Consider the following 18,285-nt stretch of genomic DNA (forward strand, 5'->3'; position numbering starts at 1 on the left):
GCATGATTGGCTTGGCCGAGGGCGAAATCATGCGTGGCCTGTCAGGGTGGCGGTCGGTTAGACTTGTCATGCTGCCAGTTCTCGTCGCCCTCACTGCTTGCAAAGCCGACCTCTACACGCAATTGCAAGAGCGTGAGGCAAATGAAATGCTCGCACTTCTTGAAGACAACGGGGTCGCCGCGATCCGGGTGGTCGCCAAGGATGGAACCAGCACGATCCAGGTTGACGAAAAGCTGCTCGCCTTCTCAATCAACCTTCTGAACGCCAAGGGGCTGCCGCGCCAATCCTTCAAGAACCTCGGTGAGATATTCCAAGGATCAGGCCTGATTGCCTCGCCGACCGAAGAGCGTGCCCGTTACGTGTATGCCCTGAGCGAAGAGTTGTCGCGGACGATCAGCGATATCGATGGCGTTTTTTCTGTACGTGTTCACGTCGTGCTGCCGCATAACGACCTTGTGCGAGCCGGTGCCACGCCATCCTCGGCCTCGGTGTTTATCAGGCACGACGCAAAAACAAATGTCGCGGCTCTGCTGCCAAAGATAAAGATGCTTGTAGCCGACAGCATCGAAGGCCTGTCCTACGATAAGGTGGAAGTGGTTTTGGTGCCGGTAGAACGTTCCGCACACGAGCAACGGCCCGATCCGACTGCTGTTTTGCCACAAGCATCACTACCTCTTCCTGCGCCACTTCTGGCGACCGTAACAGGTTTTGCCGCAGCCGTATTCGCCGTGGCCTGTTATCTCTTGATCGGCGTTGTTACGCGTCGGCGCAAGCAATCAACCGGCGTTTCCAAGGTCGAGGGGCGCCGGGATGCTTCTGCTGTCGAGGCCATTCGCAAAAGAATGCCTGCAATTGGACGTGGGTGACATCTCATTGCCAATGCCTATACAGACCGCCCGACCTGATGGTCCGCACTTTCCGGGCGCGAGCGAGCTTGCGGCTTCGGCCCATCCAACCCGTCTTGCGGCGCGTCTTGATCCAGCGTTATCGGCCGAAACGTTAGTGAAGTTGCAGAAGTGTTCCAGACTGCATCCAAGGCTGGCAGAATTGCTGGGCAACGATGACGTGGATCTGAACCACATCGGCTGCAGGCCGGACCTTCTACGCGGGCATGATCCATATCGAGCGACCCTTCTTGCTGGTAGTATCTGGCATGCCCGTTCGCTGGTCGCGTTTGTCTCTCAGCCTGAGCTTGCCATCCTTGTTAAACGCATCGGCGTGGATGCACACGCATTCGGAATCCGACACCTGCTGCATGCTGTTGACAAAAGACTGATCTCGGACCCAGAAAAACTCGCTCAGCAAATCGAATACGATGGACACGCATGTCTTGGAGCTTGGCTCCAGGACAGTTCAGCGACCGAGCGTAACCGCGTGCTTCTTCGATTGCCCGAGGGGACTGCCGCGGAGACTCCAGCACATGAGCATTGGACCGCCGCCGGCCAATTGCTTTCACTTGTAGTAGCTCATTTTGAGACAGAGACCCCGGTGAAATGACAGTCGAACTTTCCGAGGGGCCAATAGCGCCGCAGATGCGTCCAGTCGGACCACTGATACCCGCGAGCGAGCTCGAAACCTGGCACAGCGCCGCGCAAGCCCTTGCCGCGGCAGAACGGCATCGGCAGCGCGTTCGAAACTGGGCACGCGCGGTTTACCAGCGGGCGTGGGCGCGCGGCCACATGGAGGGCTCGAATGCAGGCACCGAGGAGATGGCAGGGTTGATTGCGGAGACAATCTCCGAAATCGCGCGACGAAAGGCGGCTCTGGAGCAGGAATTGCCGCAGCTCGTGATGGAAATATTGAGCGATCTTATCGGCGCTTTCGATCCGGGCGAGCTATTGGTGAGGGCTGTTCGTCACGCCATAGAGTGTCAATACAGCGGCGCCGACGTTTGCCTTCATGTTTCTCCCATGCAAGTCGACATGCTTGCACGAGAGTTTGCTCGATGCGACGGCCAGGATGGTCGACCAAGGGTGCGGATCGAGCCCGACCCGACATTGTCGCCGCAACGCTGCGTGCTGTGGAGCGAGTACGGCAATGTTGACCTTGGACTTGACGCCCAGATGCGCGCGCTGCGCCTTGGTTTCGGGACGCTCTGTGAGAAAGGCGAGCTATGAGAAAGCCCGTCCCAGAACATAACGCTGACGCCCACACTCGAGCTCTCGTTCCAGCAATCTCGTCTTTGAGGGCTGCGGCCAAGCGAATTGACACGCGTGCGGTGCGCGGTCGGATCACGCGGGCTATCGGCACACTGGTTCATGCCGTCTTGCCAGACACTCGTATTGGGGAACTTTGCCTCCTAGAGGACCCGCGAACCGGGCTGTCGCTCGAGGCCGAGGTGATCGGCCTGTCGGGTGATGGTGTATTGCTGACACCGATCGGGGACTTGGTGGGCCTATCCAGCCGCGCAGAGGTCGTGGCCACTGGCCGAATGCGTGAGGTGCCCGTCGGCGGCGATTTGCTCGGTCGCGTGATCGACAGTCGTTGCCGCCCATTGGACGGCAAAGGCGAAATCAAGACCGTCGAAACTCGGCCCCTGCATGGCAGAGCCCCCAATCCGATGACGAGGCGCATGATTGAGCGGCCATTCCCGCTTGGGGTCCGTGTCCTCGATGGTCTGCTGACGTGCGGCGAGGGCCAGCGGATCGGGATTTATGGCGAGCCAGGTGGTGGCAAGTCGACGCTGTTGTCACAGATCGTAAAGGGTGCCGCCGCTGACGTCGTCATAGTGGCGCTCATAGGCGAACGTGGACGGGAAGTTCGTGAATTCATCGAAAGGAATCTTGGTGAAGAGGGCCTTCTCCGTACGGTCGTCGTGGTTGAAACATCCGACCGCTCGGCGGTAGAGCGTGCGCAATGCGCTCCAATGGCGACTGCGCTCGCGGAATATTTCCGCGATCAAGGCCTACGCGTTGCTCTCATGCTGGATTCGCTGACGCGCTTCTGCCGCGCTATGCGCGAAATAGGCCTTGCTGCGGGTGAGCCGCCGACGCGACGGGGCTTTCCTCCTTCCGTTTTTGGCATGCTGCCAGGCCTGCTCGAGCGCGCCGGCATGGGTGAGCGGGGCTCAATCACGGCCTTCTATACGGTGCTTGTAGAGGGTGATGGCACGGGTGATCCAATCGCCGAGGAATCGCGTGGTATTCTCGATGGCCATGTCATCCTCTCACGCGCTATTGCGGCGCGATCGCATTTCCCCGCTATTGATGTGCTGCAGAGTCGCAGCCGCGTCATGGATGCAGTCGTTTCGGGGACACATCGCAAGGCAGCATCCATTTTCCGCGAGCTCCTGTCGCGCTATGCCGAGACCGAGTTCTTGATCAATGTTGGCGAATACAAGCCAGGTGGAGATCCCCTGACTGACCGGGCTGTCGCGTCAATCGACGAACTGAGGGAGTTTCTGCGCCAGAGCGAAGATGACGCGTCAGATTTCGAGGAGACGGTCGCATGGATGTCGCGTCTGACCGCGTAAACTGGATTCAGTCTTCGAGTATACGGCTTCTGAAGGAAATGCAAGAGCGTCGTGCCCTTGGCGAGCTGTCCAAGAAGGAAGCCCAGCGCGATGTGGCCGCCTCAGCCGTACAAAATGCCTCTAGGGAGCTTGCAATGATACAGCAACATTGTTCAAGAAAAGAAGCAGCGCTCTATCAGCATCTGATGTCACTCGACAACTTGTCTAGCGCAGCGCTCGACCGTCACCGCCTTCACACTGAACAACTTGCCGCTGAGATCAATTCCAGACGGCAGATGCTTGATGATACCCAAATCGCTCAAGAGGAGGCTGAGATGGCGGCGTCCAGGACGAGGGAGCTATGGGTCATATGTTCGGCGGCAAGGGACAAATGGCAACAAATCGAGGACGACGTGCGGCGCGCCGTCGAGACTCATTCGGAGGCCGCAGCCGAGATCGAGGCCGACGATGAGATACTGCTGAAATATGCGAGGGGGTCGCTTGCCTAAATGCCGCGCAACCGGATCCGACGGTCGCAAGAGGTCGTCCGAATGACACGACCGTGCAGTCTTTGATAGGCGCTGCGGTCACACCCGCCATGTTCGAACCAGTTCTGAAACTGTCCCACACGGTTGTCTCGTGGCTCAATGATACAGCAGCGCCGCGCACGCCGTTTCAAAGCCGGATCAACGAGGTGCCGCTATCGGTGCGAACGGCAGGGCTTGTCTGGCAGCAGGAACCTGCTGCCATTCCGATGCTTGACTGCGTCTGGAGAGTGGGAGCCGAAACGGTCATCTTGTCACTGTCGCGCCCGCTCGTAGAGGAGTTCATCACGACAGTGCAGAACGGCTTGGCCTTCCCTTCCGAGCCAACTGCTTCGCTAATTCTCGAACTCGCTCTGGAGCCGCTTGTCACTCGACTGGAGGAGACGACGCGTCTGAACGTGCAACTCGTGCGGGTATGCGAAGCCACGATGCTGGCTCCTCATCTTGAACTCGACATCATTTTCGGCGCGGTCAAGGGCAAGGGCCGTCTATTCCTGTTCACGCCACTTGACGGCTTAGTACCGCCTGCGTTTCGCGCGCTAGGCGAACTGCTTGCCCAGTTGCCGCGGCAGCTGGGCGGGCTGCCTCCAGAGCTCCCGCTCATTGTTGCAGGAGAGGTCGGCACGCTTCGCCTTCCTGCGGCGCTTCTTCGAAGCGCATGTGTCGGTGATGCATTGTTGCCCGATATTGCGCCGTTCGGCCGCGGCCAGATCACCCTAGCTGTCGGCCAGTTGTGCGCCGAGGCGGATCTTGACGGCGATGAATTAATCTTGCGGGGGCCTTTCCGCCCGCGACCGTGTCCTTTGGAGAGTGCGCATATGACACAACCCGGATCGCAACTGGAGCTTACTAAGGATCTCGACGATGTCGAGATCGTGCTTGTCTTTGAATGCGGCCGCTGGCCTATTTCTCTTGGGGAATTAAGAAGTGCCGGCGAAGGGCATATTTTTGAACTTGGATGGCCGATCGACGGCCCGGTCGACATAGTGGCCAATGGTCAGCGTATCGGGCGTGGCGACATTGTCCGCATCGGAGAAGAGCTGGGCATCAGGCTCCGTGGCGGGTTTGCATGCAATGAGTGAAGCTCAGCCGACAATCCTGGCGCTTCTTGCGGTTACCGCCGGACTCGGTCTGCTGGTTTTAGCAGTTGCCACGACAACGGCCTTTGTAAAGGTATCAATTGTTCTTTTCCTCGTCCGCAATGCGCTCGGGACCCAGACCATACCACCCAATGTGGTGCTGTACGCCGCGGCGATGATCCTCACTATGTTCGTTAGTGCGCCCGTTGCTGAGCAGACCTATGACCGCATGTCGGATCCCAAGCTCCACTATCAGACATTCGACGACTGGGTAAGCGCCGCTAAAGCCGGAAGTGAGCCCTTGCGCGAGCATCTCAAGAAATTCACAAATGAAGAGCAGCGGCGATTTTTCCTATCTTCGACAGAAAAGGTCTGGCCAGAGGAAATGCACGCTGCAGCCACGCCTGATGACTTTGCAATACTTGTACCATCTTTCTTGCTATCAGAATTGAAGCGCGGATTTGAGATAGGATTTCTACTTTATCTGCCTTTTATTGTTATAGATCTGATAGTGACAACTATCTTGATGGCAATGGGTATGTCGATGGTCTCACCAACTGTTATATCTGTCCCGTTCAAGATCTTCTTGTTTGTTGCCATTGATGGTTGGTCAAAATTGATGCATGGGCTTGTGCTGAGTTATACGTTACCGGGAGGCTGATCATCACTGAATCCAGCATCATTACTCTTATGAGCCAATCACTGGTGGTTTTCATGATCTGGATTCTACCGCCGCTCATTGCATCAGTGGTTGTCGGCCTCGTCATCGGCATCCTCCAGGCGGCGACGCAGATCCAGGATGAAAGCTTGCCGCTCACCGTGAAGCTTCTGGTCGTTGTCGCGGTGATTGGGCTGTTTGCTCCTGTGCTAAGCGCCCCGCTCATAGAGCTAGCCGATCAGATCTTCACCGAGTTTCCCGCAATGACACTTAGCTACTAGTCCGCCCCATGGACGCGCCATCGGCCGATATTCAAATTCTGATCCAGACGGCTTTCGAACTCGTCGTTGCGGCAGGTCTTGGGGCAGCCCGCGCGATGGGCATCATGCTGATCTTTCCCGTATTCACACGCTCGCAGATCAGTGGGCTGATCCGGGGCTGTTTGGCTGTTGGCTTCGCACTACCATGCCTGGCACACGTCAGCGGCGGATTGCCGGCGCTGGATCCTGATACGCGCCTGATCCAGCTAACCCTGCTCGGATTCAAGGAAGTTTTTGTCGGTGTACTCCTTGGCACTTTTCTTGGCATTCCGCTTTGGGGCCTTCAGGCTGCCGGGGAGCTTATCGACAACCAACGCGGCATCAGCAGCCCGACCGCTTCGGCCGATCCCGCGACGAACAGTCAGGCTTCCGCGATGGGCGTTTTTCTGGGGATCACTGCGATTGCCATATTCGTCGGATCAGGAGGCCTGGAAACTTTGATCAGTGTCCTGTACCGCAGCTACTTGATCTGGCCGGTGTATCAGTTTCACCCGACACTGAGCGGGCCAGGAGCAATGGAGTTGTTGGGGCTTCTCGACAGCATAATGCGCACGGCATTATTGGTTTCGGGGCCTGTCGTGTTCTTCCTGATACTGATTGATATATCGATGATGCTGCTGCGTCGCTTTGCCCCGCAATTTAAGGCGAGCCAACTGTCTCCGGCAATCAAGAACATTGTCTTTCCAGTTCTCATGGTCACCTACGCTGCCTATCTGGTGGAGAGCATGAAACTGGAGGTCACACGTGCCAACGGCGTGCTGGAGTGGTTCGACAAATTGCTGCCATGAGCGACACAAGTGAAGAGAAGACACACGCCGCCAGCCCGAAGAAGTTAAGTGAAGCGCGCAAAAAAGGACAGCTGCCACGTAGCTCCGATTTCGTCCGCGCGGTCGGGACTTGCGCTGGGCTCGGCTACCTTTGGCTAAGAGGCAGCGTGATCGAGGACAAATGCCGGGAAGCGCTCCTATTAGCCACCAAGTTGCAGAGCCTACCTTTCGATACCGCGGTGCCGCAGGCATTGGTTGTGCTCGTCCAACTCACAGTCGCGGCTGTTGGCCCGCTGCTTGGAACCCTTGTCGCCGCGGTGATTTTGGCCAGCCTGCTAGCCAATGGTGGATTTGTCTTCTCTCTGGAGCCGATGAAGCTCAGCTTTAAGAAAATTGACCCCTTTGAAGGGCTGAAGCGCTTGGGGTCTGCTCGTTCCATGGTCGAAGTCTGCAAGACCATGTTCAAGGTATTGGTTCTCAGCGCAACCTTTTCCATTGTCCTTCTCGGGATGTGGAAGACAATGGTCCCTCTGCCGATCTGCGGCATGGGCTGTGTTGGCCTCATCTTTATGGAGACAAAATTGCTGATGGGAATTGGCGCCGGCGCACTGCTGGTCGGCGGACTGATCGATCTTCTGCTCCAGCGCGCGTTGTATCTGCGCGAAATGCGCATGACCAATACCGAAGTGACGCGCGAGTCGAAGGATCAGCAAGGAGCGCCAGAGTTGAAAGGTGAACAGCGTCGCATCCGCGAGGAGGCGGCCGACGAGCCTGCGCTTGGCGTGCATCGCGCCACGCTGGTCTTAACAGGAAGGGCGGTCCTGATCGGTCTGCGTTACGTTCGCGGTGAAACCGGGGTGCCGTTCTTAGTTTGCCGTGCCGAAGGTGAGCGCGTTTCACATGTGTTGAGCGAGGCGCGGGCACTACGCCTGACGATCGTCCATGACCATGTCTTAGCGCGTCAGCTGATAGGCACTACAAAACTCGGCCACGCGGTTCCTATGCAATATTTCCAGCCTGTCGCGAAAGCATTCTTTGCCGCAGGCTTGGCCTAGTCATGGAAGTCCACGACTGCCCAGTTCAAAACTGACCTGGCTCCATGCTAGTGGCAAATGTCGGCTGGCCATCCGTGCCCCAGTGTCTCTGTCAGGCCAACCGCGCAACCGCGGGCCTGGGGCAATCACTCCCCTCGGATCTGCCACCCAGCAACTACGGCAAGTCCTCCGGGCATGACCTTGCAGCCTCTGCTGGCCGGTGCGTGGCGCAGTCCGAGGTTTTGAGGCCGGCAGTGCGGATTTGATTGGTGCAGCCGTTGGAATGCCCTCGTCAGCTAGTCGTCAACTAAGCGCCCTATGTTGAACAGCCGTGCTAACTTGAGCTCGGTTGCGAAACATAGGAGTACGAATCGTCATGTATGGTCGAATTGGTGGCTCATCCGATAGTTACCGCGCGCATAATGCCGGCGAGCAATCGGATGCAGGAAGCGAAGGGTTCGCGGACACATTTGCCCGAATGCACTTATCCGGATCGGAAGGTAGCGGCGCCTCATCATCGGCGGCTCCCCAAGCATACTCCCTCAATTCCCGACCTCCTGTGGTGGAGATCAACAGGACTTCCTTCAGGAGACAGGTGAGGCAATTTCATGGTGATGAAATCACGCACATCGCCGACAATCCTCAAGAGTATTCGGAGTTCGTATCGTCACGAGCCAGGCGCACCGCGGACGTTGCTCAGCAATATGGCATCCGTCGAGATACGGAGCACGCGCGATATTTCAGTTACCAATTGGGAGACCGGAGTGCCGGACTGCTGAGAATGGAAGGCGGATTCAGCATGAACGAGTTCGAATCGGAAAGTTGGCGGGAACAATTTCCTGGTCGAACTGAGGTCACTTCCATAGTGGATCTTCAAGTCGCCCATCCGCTCGTCGAAAATGCGGGCGATATTCTGCTGGAGCATCAACTTCGGATAGACGGCGACCGACCGTTGCTGAATTGGCGTGCGGCTAATCCGGAAGCACAAGCGCGCGCGCAGACGATGGGGTTTGTTGAAGTGGATCATGGCGACCTGGTGCTTGACCCTACGCAGCATCCCGACAAATGGACGAAGAACAGTGCCGGTGAGTGGCAGCGTGCAGGCAAACCTCCACTCTATCTCCACAAAACCGAGGATAGCGACAGCAGCGATAGCGGGTCCGACGACGATTTCATGTGATTTGTCGACCCGCCGCCGAGCCTTGCAACTGGTGACGGTTGCAAGGCTGTTGGCAGTGAATGCTAATTGTCCGGCGACAGCCCCGCCTTAGCGCCAGCGCCGCCGAGCAATCCAGCCCATCTCCCAGACAATAAACTGCGGATGCGCATCGTGGGTGCTTGCGAGCGGATTGTATTCGGGCCGGAACTCCGCCTCTTGGAACCGAGCTCTCCCGAATCCAATTTTCTCCACCACACCGTTGGGTCGTTGCGATGCGCCGATCCCGATCGGATCGGCTATGCCTGCTCCGCGCTCGCAGGAAGACCTTCCGCCTCGATCTTGGCGGCGCGATCTCGGCGATAAGTTGGATGGGAGGCAAGATACGCCGCCACGTCAACAGCCGGTAACGCGACATCGCAAATCGGCCCTGACGGTAGCCGATCGACTCCAATCGCCGGACCGCAACTCGCGCAGCGGCATTCGCGGTTTGGCCAGGAGAAATGCTCGCTGACTCACAGCGTGGCCGGCCGCATTCTGAGTGCCCTGTCATGCAGCCTGCGCCGACGGGAGCTCGGCACGCGAATGGCGTGGTTGGCGGCCAAGCCCTGAGGTCAACAAGGACTTACAGAAAGCGGGGGTGAGTTTGCCGCGATGAATTATGACCTTCTCGCGACCGGACCTAGCATCGGCTTCCTCTCGCTCTCGATTGTAGCCGCGCTGTTCGTTGGATTTAACGTGGCAAGCGGTGAATTCGGAATCAGCCAGCCCTTCCAAGTTTCTGGCCATGACGGGGCGACTCGTGTGGATGTGCACCCACATCGGGCTCGGCATCGCACCATTGACCAGCATCTTGGGCTGCAGCTTCATCTCAAACAGCTTTCCTGGCTCGCCACGCAGCGCGACCGGTGCCTCCGGCGGCATCAATTCGTCGGCATTGCACAAATGTTCCAGGTATTTTTGCGCCGGAAATGCGTAGGTCTTCATGCAATCAGTCGTAATGCCGGCTTTTCCTTCATTCAATGCGTTGGCCTGTCCCAGCACCATGTTCAGCAACCCTTTGAGCTGGTCTGTGCGTTCGTGCACTTTGGGTAGCTGGGTGGAGGTGAGTAGCAGGCGTACATTACGCCCCTGCAACCCGGCGAGACAGGTTTGCATCTCAATGGCCTGGGCTCGCAGGTACTGGGCCACATCGTCCACGACCTTACCGGCCTCCTCAGGCTTCATCTGGCGCACTTGGGAGACGACGCTTTGCTGACCGGCCAGATCGAACTGCAAAAGTTCGTCCAATCGTTTGAGCCGCTCCGTCAATACCTCCATTGACAACGCGGCGCCCCCGATTGTCGAGCCTGCCCCCGACGAACTCGCAGCCACCTCTTGCGCTCTCACCTGTGTACTCGCAACTTGATCCGAGCGCGCGAGAACCTTGGCTGCTGGCACTGTGCCGGCGTTCGCAGCGACTGGTGTTGATGGCTGCCCGGCGGCAGAAGTCCCGGCGCGAGCTGCCGACTTATGCTTTGACTTCCCTTTCCTTCGCGCTGTAGTGCCTTCTGACACTGCAGCCGTACCAGCAGTGTCAGCCGGTATCGCAGCGCCTGCCCTGGCCGGCATCGCAGCGCCCGCCTGGGCCTGTGGCGCCATGATGGCTGACGGCGGAGACTGCAGGTTCAACAAGTGCATGGCATCGTGCGCAGTGATCCATGCATCGTCCACGATCCGTTCGAACAGTTTCAATGGGAGGCCGGCATCTGGGTAGGTATGGCTTAGCTTGGTATGCACCTCGTGCAACGCCAATCCAAAATCCGAAAGCCGCTCCATGATTTTTTCTACAACCGCGCAATCATGAGCGTTGAGTGTTTTGCCATCATCCATTATGCCCTTCGCCAAAGAGAGGGCGCGAAGAGCTTCTTGAGCGGCGCTTGCCATCAGCTGCACCACTCCATTTCGACCGACGAGGAGTTCCTTCAAATCTGGCTCGAACCTGCTCGCCCGCAGTTCAATCTTGGCCCGCGCAAGACCGATCCGCTCACGGACCAGCCAGATCCTGACACTCAGTACCGAGCCGGCACGCAGCCGCAGTGCGCACCGCTCGGCTTCCCGCATCACGGGCGTTCCACTGGATAGGCTAGCGGTGGCAGCGCAGGCGGATCGCTGCCGTTCGGAGCGCCATGCCTTTTTTTCCCACCACTTAATTGCCGCCGTATGGTGGTTCTCCACATTTAAAATCAACAGCTCCTGCCGGTCCGCCTGGGAGTAGGAGTAGAGTTTATCGACCATACCTGCCGCTTTCTTGGTCTTTTTGTCCAATTTCGTGATCGTCGACAGGCCAAGTTTGTCTACTTCATTCGCGGCGTCGCACACGATCTGGCAACATCTACGCACCTTGTCGTCTGGCATAATTGTCTGCGCCTCAGCCGCAGGCAGGCTAGCGCGGTACTCCAGAATTGCTGAGGCTGCATCGACGACCCCACTGATCAGCTCCACCGCCTCCTCGGGGACGTCGGTTTTCCTGGCCGCAGCCTCGCAATCAGTCAGTTGTTGAACAAGACTGTTCATTCTGAGCTGTGTCGGACTGATATCTTCATTTGACGATGAGCTGGTGCCTTCCACCTGCGCGGTTGATAGTTGGCTACCGACCGGCGCCATGGCTTCGCCCTCAGACATGGAGGGAGAACCGCGCCGCCTTGCGGCTGCGCCACGTGGCGCTACGGTTCCGCGTGGTGGCGCAGCGGCTCCACGTGGCGGTGTGTTCAGGATTTGATCTTCGCCAATCGAGGCGCCTGGCAGACTTTCGCGGGCATCGCCTGGACCGCGCGCAACTGGAAGGGAGGAGGGCCTCCTATCGGCGTCCCCAGAGCGCATCTGCTCCACAACGGAATCGAATGACTGTCCACCTTCTCCCGCAGCAAGACTTGATTGCGAAAGGGAACTGCTCGCCCGCCCCGCGCGGCTGGCTCCAGTTTCAGCCTGCGATTTCCGTGGTCGGCCAATGCCCTTCATATTGCGTCTCCGTAGTAGGCGAGAATGTGCTGCTATTGTGCTGGCGGCTGACGAGACCAGCGGCATCTTTCGGTTAACGTCACGGTCAGCCAGACCCGCGACGGCGTAATGTTCCCGCCAAAGTGCTTCTCAGTAGCAGGCCAAGATTGGCCCGAGCTCACAGGACTTTCGCAACGTTGCCATCGATGTCCTGAGATTATCAGCGCTTCAGTCCGCCGATTTCCAGGAACAGCGAATGAAATCAGACCAACTCGGCTAGCTCCCCTTCCTAGACACGTGCCTGACGATTTTATTGATGCGTCACTCCTCTCGTTCGCCACCGACAAAGTCACACATTTGCTTCAGAGAAGCGTGTGCGTTGCGTATCACGCGGACCATTTCGATCTATAGTTACAAAAAGTGTCGAGACGGGACCTTTGGATCCGAAGGTCAGGCACGGCCGGCCTAGATAGACCGCTTGGCTGACGATTAGCTGACGATGGGAGTTCTCACGAACAGGGCAAGAAAATCCGACCGCTTCAAGCTTTCGATATGGTGAGAAGAGGATCCGCACCGGCCTCCCAAAGCCGGCAGACCATCCCATGTTCGTACGGTCGCCGACCTTCTCGAAGCCAATGAGCTCACCGCGCCGGGCCGTGATGTGCAGGCGAGAGAATGGTGATGCAAAGACCGAGTTCCTGCTCGTTGCGTGCGCCCGTGGAGCCAGCAAGAATACGGTCATTGCGGTCATGCAGCACGTGGACCGTGTCTCCTGTTCGACACCACAGCATCGAGGATGCAAACGAGCTGCTGCGGCTGCCATTCGGTCGCGGCATGCGTGGACGGCGGGATTGGCCGAACAGCCGAGATCGTGGTCGACTGTTCGATGCGAGAGCAACATCCTGCAGAGCATACGTTTTTGCGCTGGCCGGTTTTTGTCAAAAGCCGTCAGGTTCTCGAAAGCTCCCGCCCTTAGCTTGATCGAGGCTAACCTTTAACACGTCGCCGCCAATGGCAAATGCCGGAGTACCTGATGATAGCAGCAATTGGGAGTGGAGTTGGCAACCTCGGGACTTCCTTGATCCGAAAGGGCCATGGGGATTCGAAATCCGAGCATTCTGGTGATGGCAAGCCGGCTGATGGCAATGATGGCAAGCCAGCTGGTGGGAATGATGGCAAGGCAGCTGGCGGGAACGATCGGGCGGATAACCGGACCGTTTCAAATGATCAACTTCAAGACAACTCACAGTCTGCAGCACAAAGTGAAGCCTTCCAAAGTATCCTGCGATCGTTCGCGTTCCAATTCGCGAACGATGCGATGGCTGAGGCCGATGAAGCTTTGGATGACACAGAAGATGCCTGACGCGGGAAATCCGGCGTGAGGTCATACAGGCCGTTATTGACGGCACAACTCCAACAGAAAAAGGAATGATCATGGCTGCAGTTGATAATAATAAAAAATCAGGCAATACCAATACCAGTAGCGCCGGCAATACCGATAAAACTAACAGTGGCACTCCCGGCAATACAAGCGGAGCTGATGCTACTGCTTTTCAGGCGCAAGTGCAGGAACTAACCAATGTTAGCTTGGAGGCGACGAAAAGGAGTGTCCAGTTGCGCACTCTAACGACCAATCTCCAGACCATCAAGAAGGCCGCCGACGAACGCGTTTCGTAATGTCGGAAGCGGGTTTTAGACTGCCCCCTAGCGCGTCTCCTTATTGACGCGACGTAGTCCCGAAATGAGCCGCATGGCAATTGCCATGCGGCTTCTATCCTGTTTGAGAGATGCTCTGTGGATGACGCCGTTTCCCTCCGTTTCGAAGTGCGTTCGGGGCACTATTGCGGTCTGACCGGCAAGACGGATCTTCAAAAGTGTTTAATCGGCAGCGGCTTCGATGCCGATTTGGTCTTTGTCGAGCAGGGACTGGCACCGCATCACCTTCGTGTAACTCTTCTTGGCAAGTCGATCGAACTGGAGGCGCTTGCACCCGGACTCAGTATCGAGGGCAACCGGAATATCGCCGCAGGCCAGTCCGTTGTTGTGCCCCTTCCTGTCGTCCTGCTCGTAGGCGAGATGTCCATTGCTTTGTCCGTGCAGGATGCAGAGCCGCCTGGTTCGACCGGCATACCGCGCCTACCGATCGGTGTGCTCGCCATGGTCATAATCAGCTCACTCGGGATCGGCGCGCTTTCAGGCACGATCTCCTATCTTGGCAATGCAAGTGGATCGAGCCCCAATTCACTTCGGGCTGAAGTCGCGTCCAGAACGATCAGTCACCGCGCTGACAATGAACTTACGGAGGCAGCGGCCCAAGAGCTGCAGGAGGAAGTCGATCGAGCGGGTCTTCTCGACGTCAAGATTGGGTCGGCAAAGGGTGTTGTGACCGCCGAAGGCACCGTCACGTCTGAATCGGTCATCAGTTGGCAGAAGCTTCAGCAATCGTTCGATCGTCGCACCAAGGGTACTCTAACACTGGTGAACGGAGTGCTCATCAAAGAGGAGAAGGCGCCATCCGCAATCGCGGTCGAAGCTGTGTGGCATGGGGTCCAACCATATATTGTCATCGACAGCGAGAAGTATTTTGTCGGCGCCATTTTGGCTGATGGATGGGTGGTCGAACGTATTGAGGACAGCCGTGTGCTGCTGAGCAGGAATGGCCGCATTGCTGCTCTCCAATATTGAAAGCTCGCAGGCCCCATCAAGCAGCACTCTATGGCCAGCCAAACATCCTGTCGCGCTCGGTGCTGACAAGCTGGCTGCGTTGGAAACATTTGCTGCCCAGCCATTTCGCGCCTGCTTGTGGCTCTCATGCAGGGTCACGCGCTGGCCAAGGCTGAGGCGCCTTCGGAGTTCGAAAGCCACGTTTCATGGCGTAACAGCAGAGTAAGTCTCAACCGATTGCAAAGGTGTCTCGATGGCCAACGTCCTGCGTGACTTCATCAAGCGTGCGCCGGCCAGCCCGGATTTAATGGTTGCGTTGATGCTGCTTCTGGCTGTCGCGATGATGGTCATGCCTATCCCGGTCGTGGTGGTCGACGCCCTGATAGGATTCAATATGGGGTTGGCCATACTGCTGATGATGGTTGCCCTGTATGTCAGTACTCCACTTGATTTTTCCTCTTTGCCCGGCGTTATTTTGATTTCCACTGTATTCCGTCTCGCGCTCACGGTCGCAACGACGCGACTGATCCTGGCCGAGGGGGAGGCCGGCAGCATTATTCATACTTTTGGCGATTTCGTCATTTCAGGCAATATCGTGGTGGGTTTCGTCATATTTCTGGTCGTCACCATGGTGCAATTCATGGTCCTCGCGAAGGGTGCCGAACGGGTGGCAGAAGTGGCGGCGCGTTTCACGCTGGATGCTCTGCCGGGCAAGCAAATGGCGGTCGACGCAGAGCTACGCAACGGCCACATCGATGCCAACGAATCCCGCCGGCGGCGCGCCGAATTGGAGAAGGAAAGCCAACTCTATGGCGCGATGGACGGCGCGATGAAATTTGTGAAGGGCGATTCCATCGCCGGGCTGGTGGTTATCTGCATCAACATGCTGGGTGGAATTTCGATCGGCCTGCTCTCCAAGGGCATGTCCTTCGGCGAGGTACTGCATCACTACACTCTGCTGACGATAGGCGATGCATTGATATCGCAGATTCCGGCCCTTCTGCTCTCCATTACTGCGGCGACCATCGTCACCCGTGTGACTGGGACGGCGAGGATCAACCTCGGTACAGAAATGGTCAGTCAGCTCACGGCCAGCACTCGAGCCTTGCGACTGGCGGCCGGCGTCCTGGTTGTAATGGGGTTCGTTCCTGGGTTTCCCCTCCCCGTCTTTCTGATGCTGGCCGCAGTGTTCGCTGCGGTAAGCATTGTCAAGGCTGATGTGCTGGGCGCCGGCACTGCCGATGCGAAAGGTGGAACTGCAGCGGAGCCTAAGCAAGCCGCGCCTGCGAAGGAATTCCCGATCGCATTTTTTCTAGCGCCAGATCTTATGCAGGCGGTCGATCAAGCCGAATTGCAAAAACATATTGGGCGCGTTTCGCTCCTGGTCACAGCCGATCTGGGCATTATCGTTCCTCGCATCCCTGTCTTGGTTGACGAGCAGCTGCCTGAATCGCAATTCCGAATTGATGTCGAGGGCGTGCCAGTCGAACAGGACGCCTTAGATCCAAACCAGATGGCGCTCCGAGCCGATGTAGCGCACGTCGACTCGAGCGGTGTCCCCCTTAGACGTGAGCCGAAAACGGACAGACTCCCGGTTGAACATACCCCTGCAAAGGCCCTTACGGGCGCCGGCACGGAGCATAGGGCTCCCGGCGAACTCCTCGCCTTGCGCGTCCATGCAGCGTTGACCCGCTACGCACCGCGATTGGTGGGCATCCAAGAGACCCGACATTTCCTGGGCCGAATGGAGCAGGAATATTCTGAGCTTGTGAAAGAGGTGCTACGCACGACGCCGATTCCTCGGATTGCCGATGTTCTGCGCCGCCTCCTGGAGGAAGGTATCCCAATCCGCCACACCCGTCTCGTGTTGGAGGCATTGGCCGAATGGAGCGAGCGTGAGCAGAACGTTGCCCTGCTGACGGAATATGTCCGTTCTGGTTTGAAGCGACAGATCTGCCACCGCCATGCCAACACGGAGGGCATCGTGTCCGCCCTGGTCGTCGAGCGCGAGAGCGAGGATGTGATGCGTGGCGCGGTTCGAGATTCGGATGCAGGCCCCTATCTCGCACTGGAGGATCGGCAAAGCGAAGCGATGCTATCACAGATACGTCAGGTCCTTTCGAACGCAGAACCGGGTCAAACCCGCCCTATTCTGTTGACGTCGATGGATGTCCGACGTTTCGTCCGCGGCTTTCTGACGCGAAACGGGGTTGATCTCGCCGTGCTGTCTTATCAAGACCTCGCCTCCGACTTTACAATTCGCCCCGCAGGATCCGTCACACTCCCGCACGGATCGAACAGCGGATTGTTAGAGTAGTCCCACCTTTCCTAACTGAACGCCACGCGCCTCCCCGATAACTGAGAGATAACATGAATAGTAATACAGTTTCTCCATCGCCTATGTTTCTGCGCCGGAACTCACTTCTTTTTGCCGTACTCGCCATTCTGCCTTTGGGCGGTTGCGCCAGCTGGCAAAAGCCGGCTCTTTCCGTGCAGGAGACATCTTCCCCCGAGTTGCTCAGCGCCGATCAAATCGATCCGGCTATGCGCGAACGCATTTTGCGCGAAGTTGGTCAGGATGTTCAAGAGCGGGCTTTGCGGGATGAGGTGAAGCAGCACCCGGACAATGTTGATGCGGCGATACGACTTACAAATGCCTTGGTGGGCCAGAAGCGCCCGCACGAAGCGGTTGAGGTGCTCGACAGCGTCTTGGTTGCAGCCCCAGGAAACGTACGTGCATTGAATGCGAAGGGCGTGATTTTGGACATTGAGGGGCGGCATGACGCGGCACAGGCCCTGTATCGGCGAGCTCTCGAAAACGAGCCAGGCAATCAGATGGTGCAGCATAACTTCAATCTGTCGCTTGCCTTTAACGGCAAGTCCGAACAACCAAGGTTAGCACGATCGCAATAGGTGGGCACAGTGCATGCGCAGCCTGTTCCCCGGCTCGAACACGCGCTCGGCTCCCATCATAGATGGCCCCCTGAAGAGAGCCATATCTATGCAAAACAGTTGCTCCAGATCTGGCCGGCAGAGATCGGCAGGAGAGCCGGATGACATCACGCGGCCACCCGCAAGGCCACCCGCCTCGCTTCGTTGCCAGAGCGCCCTCTCCCTCGCCGGTCACCGTCTCGCAATGCGGCGACCTGGCTTAAGGCGGTCGACCGAGCGCCCGATGCAGTAGCCATGAATACGTAACGCAGCGATGGACCCGCCGGATCGTGTCGCGCTTGTGCTGGCCGTCCCTGCCATTACAGCACGGTGATTGTAGCTGGATCATATTCTAGAGGCATCGATGGTGTGGATGCCTTCGATCCAAACAATCGATTTGTTGAATTCGTCCGCCTGAGGAAATTAGCTGCGGCGATCCGACTTCCGACGCCTGCAGGCGCAAAACCAACAGCGTGAGCGCTGCGGGTCCGGAGGCAGGCTGCAAAGTGCAATCACCAGCGCTGATAAGCGGCAAGTGAAGAATGTATCGCTCGGGCAACTCCTGTGTTGTGCACGGTTGCCCCGCGAGGTGAACTGTAGCAGCTTGGCAGCTCAGCGTTCACGAAAGGAGAAAAGATTTGGGGCCAAGCAAAGACCGGCTTTTTTGATTGTCTTGCTGTATCGCTATGGTGGGGCGGGCG

17 protein-coding genes are annotated in these 18,285 nt (G+C 57.6%); 16 read left to right on the forward strand and 1 reads right to left on the reverse strand.

What is annotated here, in order from left to right; translation table 11 throughout:
* The first annotated feature begins 29 nt into the window (after positions 1-29).
* From sctJ to EOA79_RS01225, 11 genes are all read left to right on the forward strand, one after another.
* On the forward strand, positions 30-866 hold the full coding sequence (gene sctJ, locus EOA79_RS01175) for a type III secretion inner membrane ring lipoprotein SctJ (RefSeq protein WP_272483026.1): 837 nt from the start codon (positions 30-32) through the stop codon (positions 864-866).
* Positions 859-1,497, forward strand: coding sequence for a nodulation protein NolU (locus EOA79_RS01180; RefSeq protein WP_306462320.1), 639 nt, complete (start codon positions 859-861; stop codon positions 1,495-1,497). Before sctJ ends, EOA79_RS01180 begins: the two co-directional genes overlap by 8 nt.
* Positions 1,494-2,117 carry a type III secretion system stator protein SctL gene (gene sctL, locus EOA79_RS01185; RefSeq protein WP_024505371.1) on the forward strand — a complete coding sequence of 208 codons (624 nt, stop codon included), beginning with the start codon at positions 1,494-1,496 and terminating at the stop codon, positions 2,115-2,117. The genes EOA79_RS01180 and sctL overlap by 4 nt, the downstream gene beginning before the upstream one ends.
* Entirely contained in the window at positions 2,114-3,472 is a 1,359-nt protein-coding gene (gene sctN / locus EOA79_RS01190; protein ID WP_063169268.1) for a type III secretion system ATPase SctN, read from the forward strand. Before sctL ends, sctN begins: the two co-directional genes overlap by 4 nt.
* On the forward strand, positions 3,448-3,960 hold the full coding sequence (locus tag EOA79_RS01195; protein WP_063169269.1) for a hypothetical protein: 513 nt from the start codon (positions 3,448-3,450) through the stop codon (positions 3,958-3,960). The genes sctN and EOA79_RS01195 overlap by 25 nt, the downstream gene beginning before the upstream one ends.
* Before the next feature lie 89 nt (positions 3,961-4,049).
* Positions 4,050-5,078, forward strand: coding sequence for a type III secretion system cytoplasmic ring protein SctQ (gene sctQ, locus EOA79_RS01200; RefSeq protein WP_095769044.1), 1,029 nt, complete (start codon positions 4,050-4,052; stop codon positions 5,076-5,078).
* Positions 5,071-5,736: a type III secretion system export apparatus subunit SctR gene (gene sctR / locus EOA79_RS01205; protein ID WP_029354851.1), complete on the forward strand. Its 666-nt coding sequence runs from the start codon at positions 5,071-5,073 to the stop codon at positions 5,734-5,736. The genes sctQ and sctR overlap by 8 nt, the downstream gene beginning before the upstream one ends.
* Before the next feature lie 2 nt (positions 5,737-5,738).
* On the forward strand, positions 5,739-6,014 hold the full coding sequence (locus EOA79_RS01210) for an EscS/YscS/HrcS family type III secretion system export apparatus protein (protein WP_024505375.1): 276 nt from the start codon (positions 5,739-5,741) through the stop codon (positions 6,012-6,014).
* Between the two features lie 8 nt (positions 6,015-6,022).
* Entirely contained in the window at positions 6,023-6,841 is an 819-nt protein-coding gene (gene sctT, locus EOA79_RS01215; protein ID WP_063169270.1) for a type III secretion system export apparatus subunit SctT, read from the forward strand.
* Positions 6,838-7,875, forward strand: coding sequence for an EscU/YscU/HrcU family type III secretion system export apparatus switch protein (locus tag EOA79_RS01220; protein ID WP_024505377.1), 1,038 nt, complete (start codon positions 6,838-6,840; stop codon positions 7,873-7,875). The genes sctT and EOA79_RS01220 overlap by 4 nt, the downstream gene beginning before the upstream one ends.
* Positions 7,876-8,230: 355 nt before the next feature.
* The gene (locus tag EOA79_RS01225) at positions 8,231-9,034 is read left to right on the forward strand and encodes a hypothetical protein (protein ID WP_024505378.1); all 804 of its coding nucleotides are present in this window, start codon (positions 8,231-8,233) and stop codon (positions 9,032-9,034) included.
* A 525-nt stretch (positions 9,035-9,559) separates the two neighbouring features.
* On the opposite strand, the gene EOA79_RS01230 is transcribed toward EOA79_RS01225, so the two are convergent.
* Positions 9,560-11,674, reverse strand: a complete 2,115-nt coding sequence (locus EOA79_RS01230; protein ID WP_245456831.1) for a hypothetical protein — start codon at positions 11,672-11,674, stop codon at positions 9,560-9,562.
* Between the two features lie 1,348 nt (positions 11,675-13,022).
* On the opposite strand from EOA79_RS01230, the gene EOA79_RS01235 reads away from it, so the two are divergent.
* The 5 genes from EOA79_RS01235 to EOA79_RS01255 all read left to right on the forward strand — a co-directional run bounded on the left by EOA79_RS01235 (position 13,023) and on the right by EOA79_RS01255 (position 17,566).
* Entirely contained in the window at positions 13,023-13,352 is a 330-nt protein-coding gene (locus EOA79_RS01235) for a hypothetical protein (protein ID WP_081714433.1), read from the forward strand.
* 71 nt (positions 13,353-13,423) lie between these two features.
* Complete coding sequence (locus EOA79_RS33380; protein WP_224570034.1) at positions 13,424-13,666, forward strand: nodulation protein NopA; 243 nt, start codon at positions 13,424-13,426, stop codon at positions 13,664-13,666.
* Between the two features lie 117 nt (positions 13,667-13,783).
* On the forward strand, positions 13,784-14,674 hold the full coding sequence (locus EOA79_RS01245; protein ID WP_024505382.1) for a hypothetical protein: 891 nt from the start codon (positions 13,784-13,786) through the stop codon (positions 14,672-14,674).
* A 232-nt stretch (positions 14,675-14,906) separates the two neighbouring features.
* Positions 14,907-16,970, forward strand: a complete 2,064-nt coding sequence (gene sctV / locus EOA79_RS01250) for a type III secretion system export apparatus subunit SctV (protein WP_063169272.1) — start codon at positions 14,907-14,909, stop codon at positions 16,968-16,970.
* A 53-nt stretch (positions 16,971-17,023) separates the two neighbouring features.
* Positions 17,024-17,566 (forward strand): tetratricopeptide repeat protein, encoded by a 543-nt coding sequence (locus EOA79_RS01255; RefSeq protein WP_082826568.1) that lies wholly within the window; start codon positions 17,024-17,026, stop codon positions 17,564-17,566.
* Positions 17,567-18,285 lie beyond the last annotated feature (719 nt).

The organism is Mesorhizobium sp. M1A.F.Ca.IN.020.03.2.1 (assembly GCF_004023205.1).
Taxonomy (GTDB): domain Bacteria; phylum Pseudomonadota; class Alphaproteobacteria; order Rhizobiales; family Rhizobiaceae; genus Mesorhizobium.

Coding starts and splice junctions, on each gene's coding strand:
- sctJ (WP_272483026.1), top strand. CDS start 30: ATGCGTGGCCTGTCAGGGTGGCGGTCGGTTAGACTTGTCATGCTGCCA.
- sctL (WP_024505371.1), top strand. CDS start 1,494: ATGACAGTCGAACTTTCCGAGGGGCCAATAGCGCCGCAGATGCGTCCA.
- sctN (WP_063169268.1), top strand. CDS start 2,114: ATGAGAAAGCCCGTCCCAGAACATAACGCTGACGCCCACACTCGAGCT.
- EOA79_RS01195 (WP_063169269.1), top strand. CDS start 3,448: ATGGATGTCGCGTCTGACCGCGTAAACTGGATTCAGTCTTCGAGTATA.
- sctQ (WP_095769044.1), top strand. CDS start 4,050: ATGTTCGAACCAGTTCTGAAACTGTCCCACACGGTTGTCTCGTGGCTC.
- sctR (WP_029354851.1), top strand. CDS start 5,071: ATGAGTGAAGCTCAGCCGACAATCCTGGCGCTTCTTGCGGTTACCGCC.
- sctT (WP_063169270.1), top strand. CDS start 6,023: ATGGACGCGCCATCGGCCGATATTCAAATTCTGATCCAGACGGCTTTC.
- EOA79_RS01220 (WP_024505377.1), top strand. CDS start 6,838: ATGAGCGACACAAGTGAAGAGAAGACACACGCCGCCAGCCCGAAGAAG.
- EOA79_RS01225 (WP_024505378.1), top strand. CDS start 8,231: ATGTATGGTCGAATTGGTGGCTCATCCGATAGTTACCGCGCGCATAAT.
- EOA79_RS01230 (WP_245456831.1), bottom strand. CDS start 11,674: ATGTCTGAGGGCGAAGCCATGGCGCCGGTCGGTAGCCAACTATCAACC.
- EOA79_RS01235 (WP_081714433.1), top strand. CDS start 13,023: ATGATAGCAGCAATTGGGAGTGGAGTTGGCAACCTCGGGACTTCCTTG.
- EOA79_RS33380 (WP_224570034.1), top strand. CDS start 13,424: ATGGCTGCAGTTGATAATAATAAAAAATCAGGCAATACCAATACCAGT.
- sctV (WP_063169272.1), top strand. CDS start 14,907: ATGGCCAACGTCCTGCGTGACTTCATCAAGCGTGCGCCGGCCAGCCCG.
- EOA79_RS01255 (WP_082826568.1), top strand. CDS start 17,024: ATGAATAGTAATACAGTTTCTCCATCGCCTATGTTTCTGCGCCGGAAC.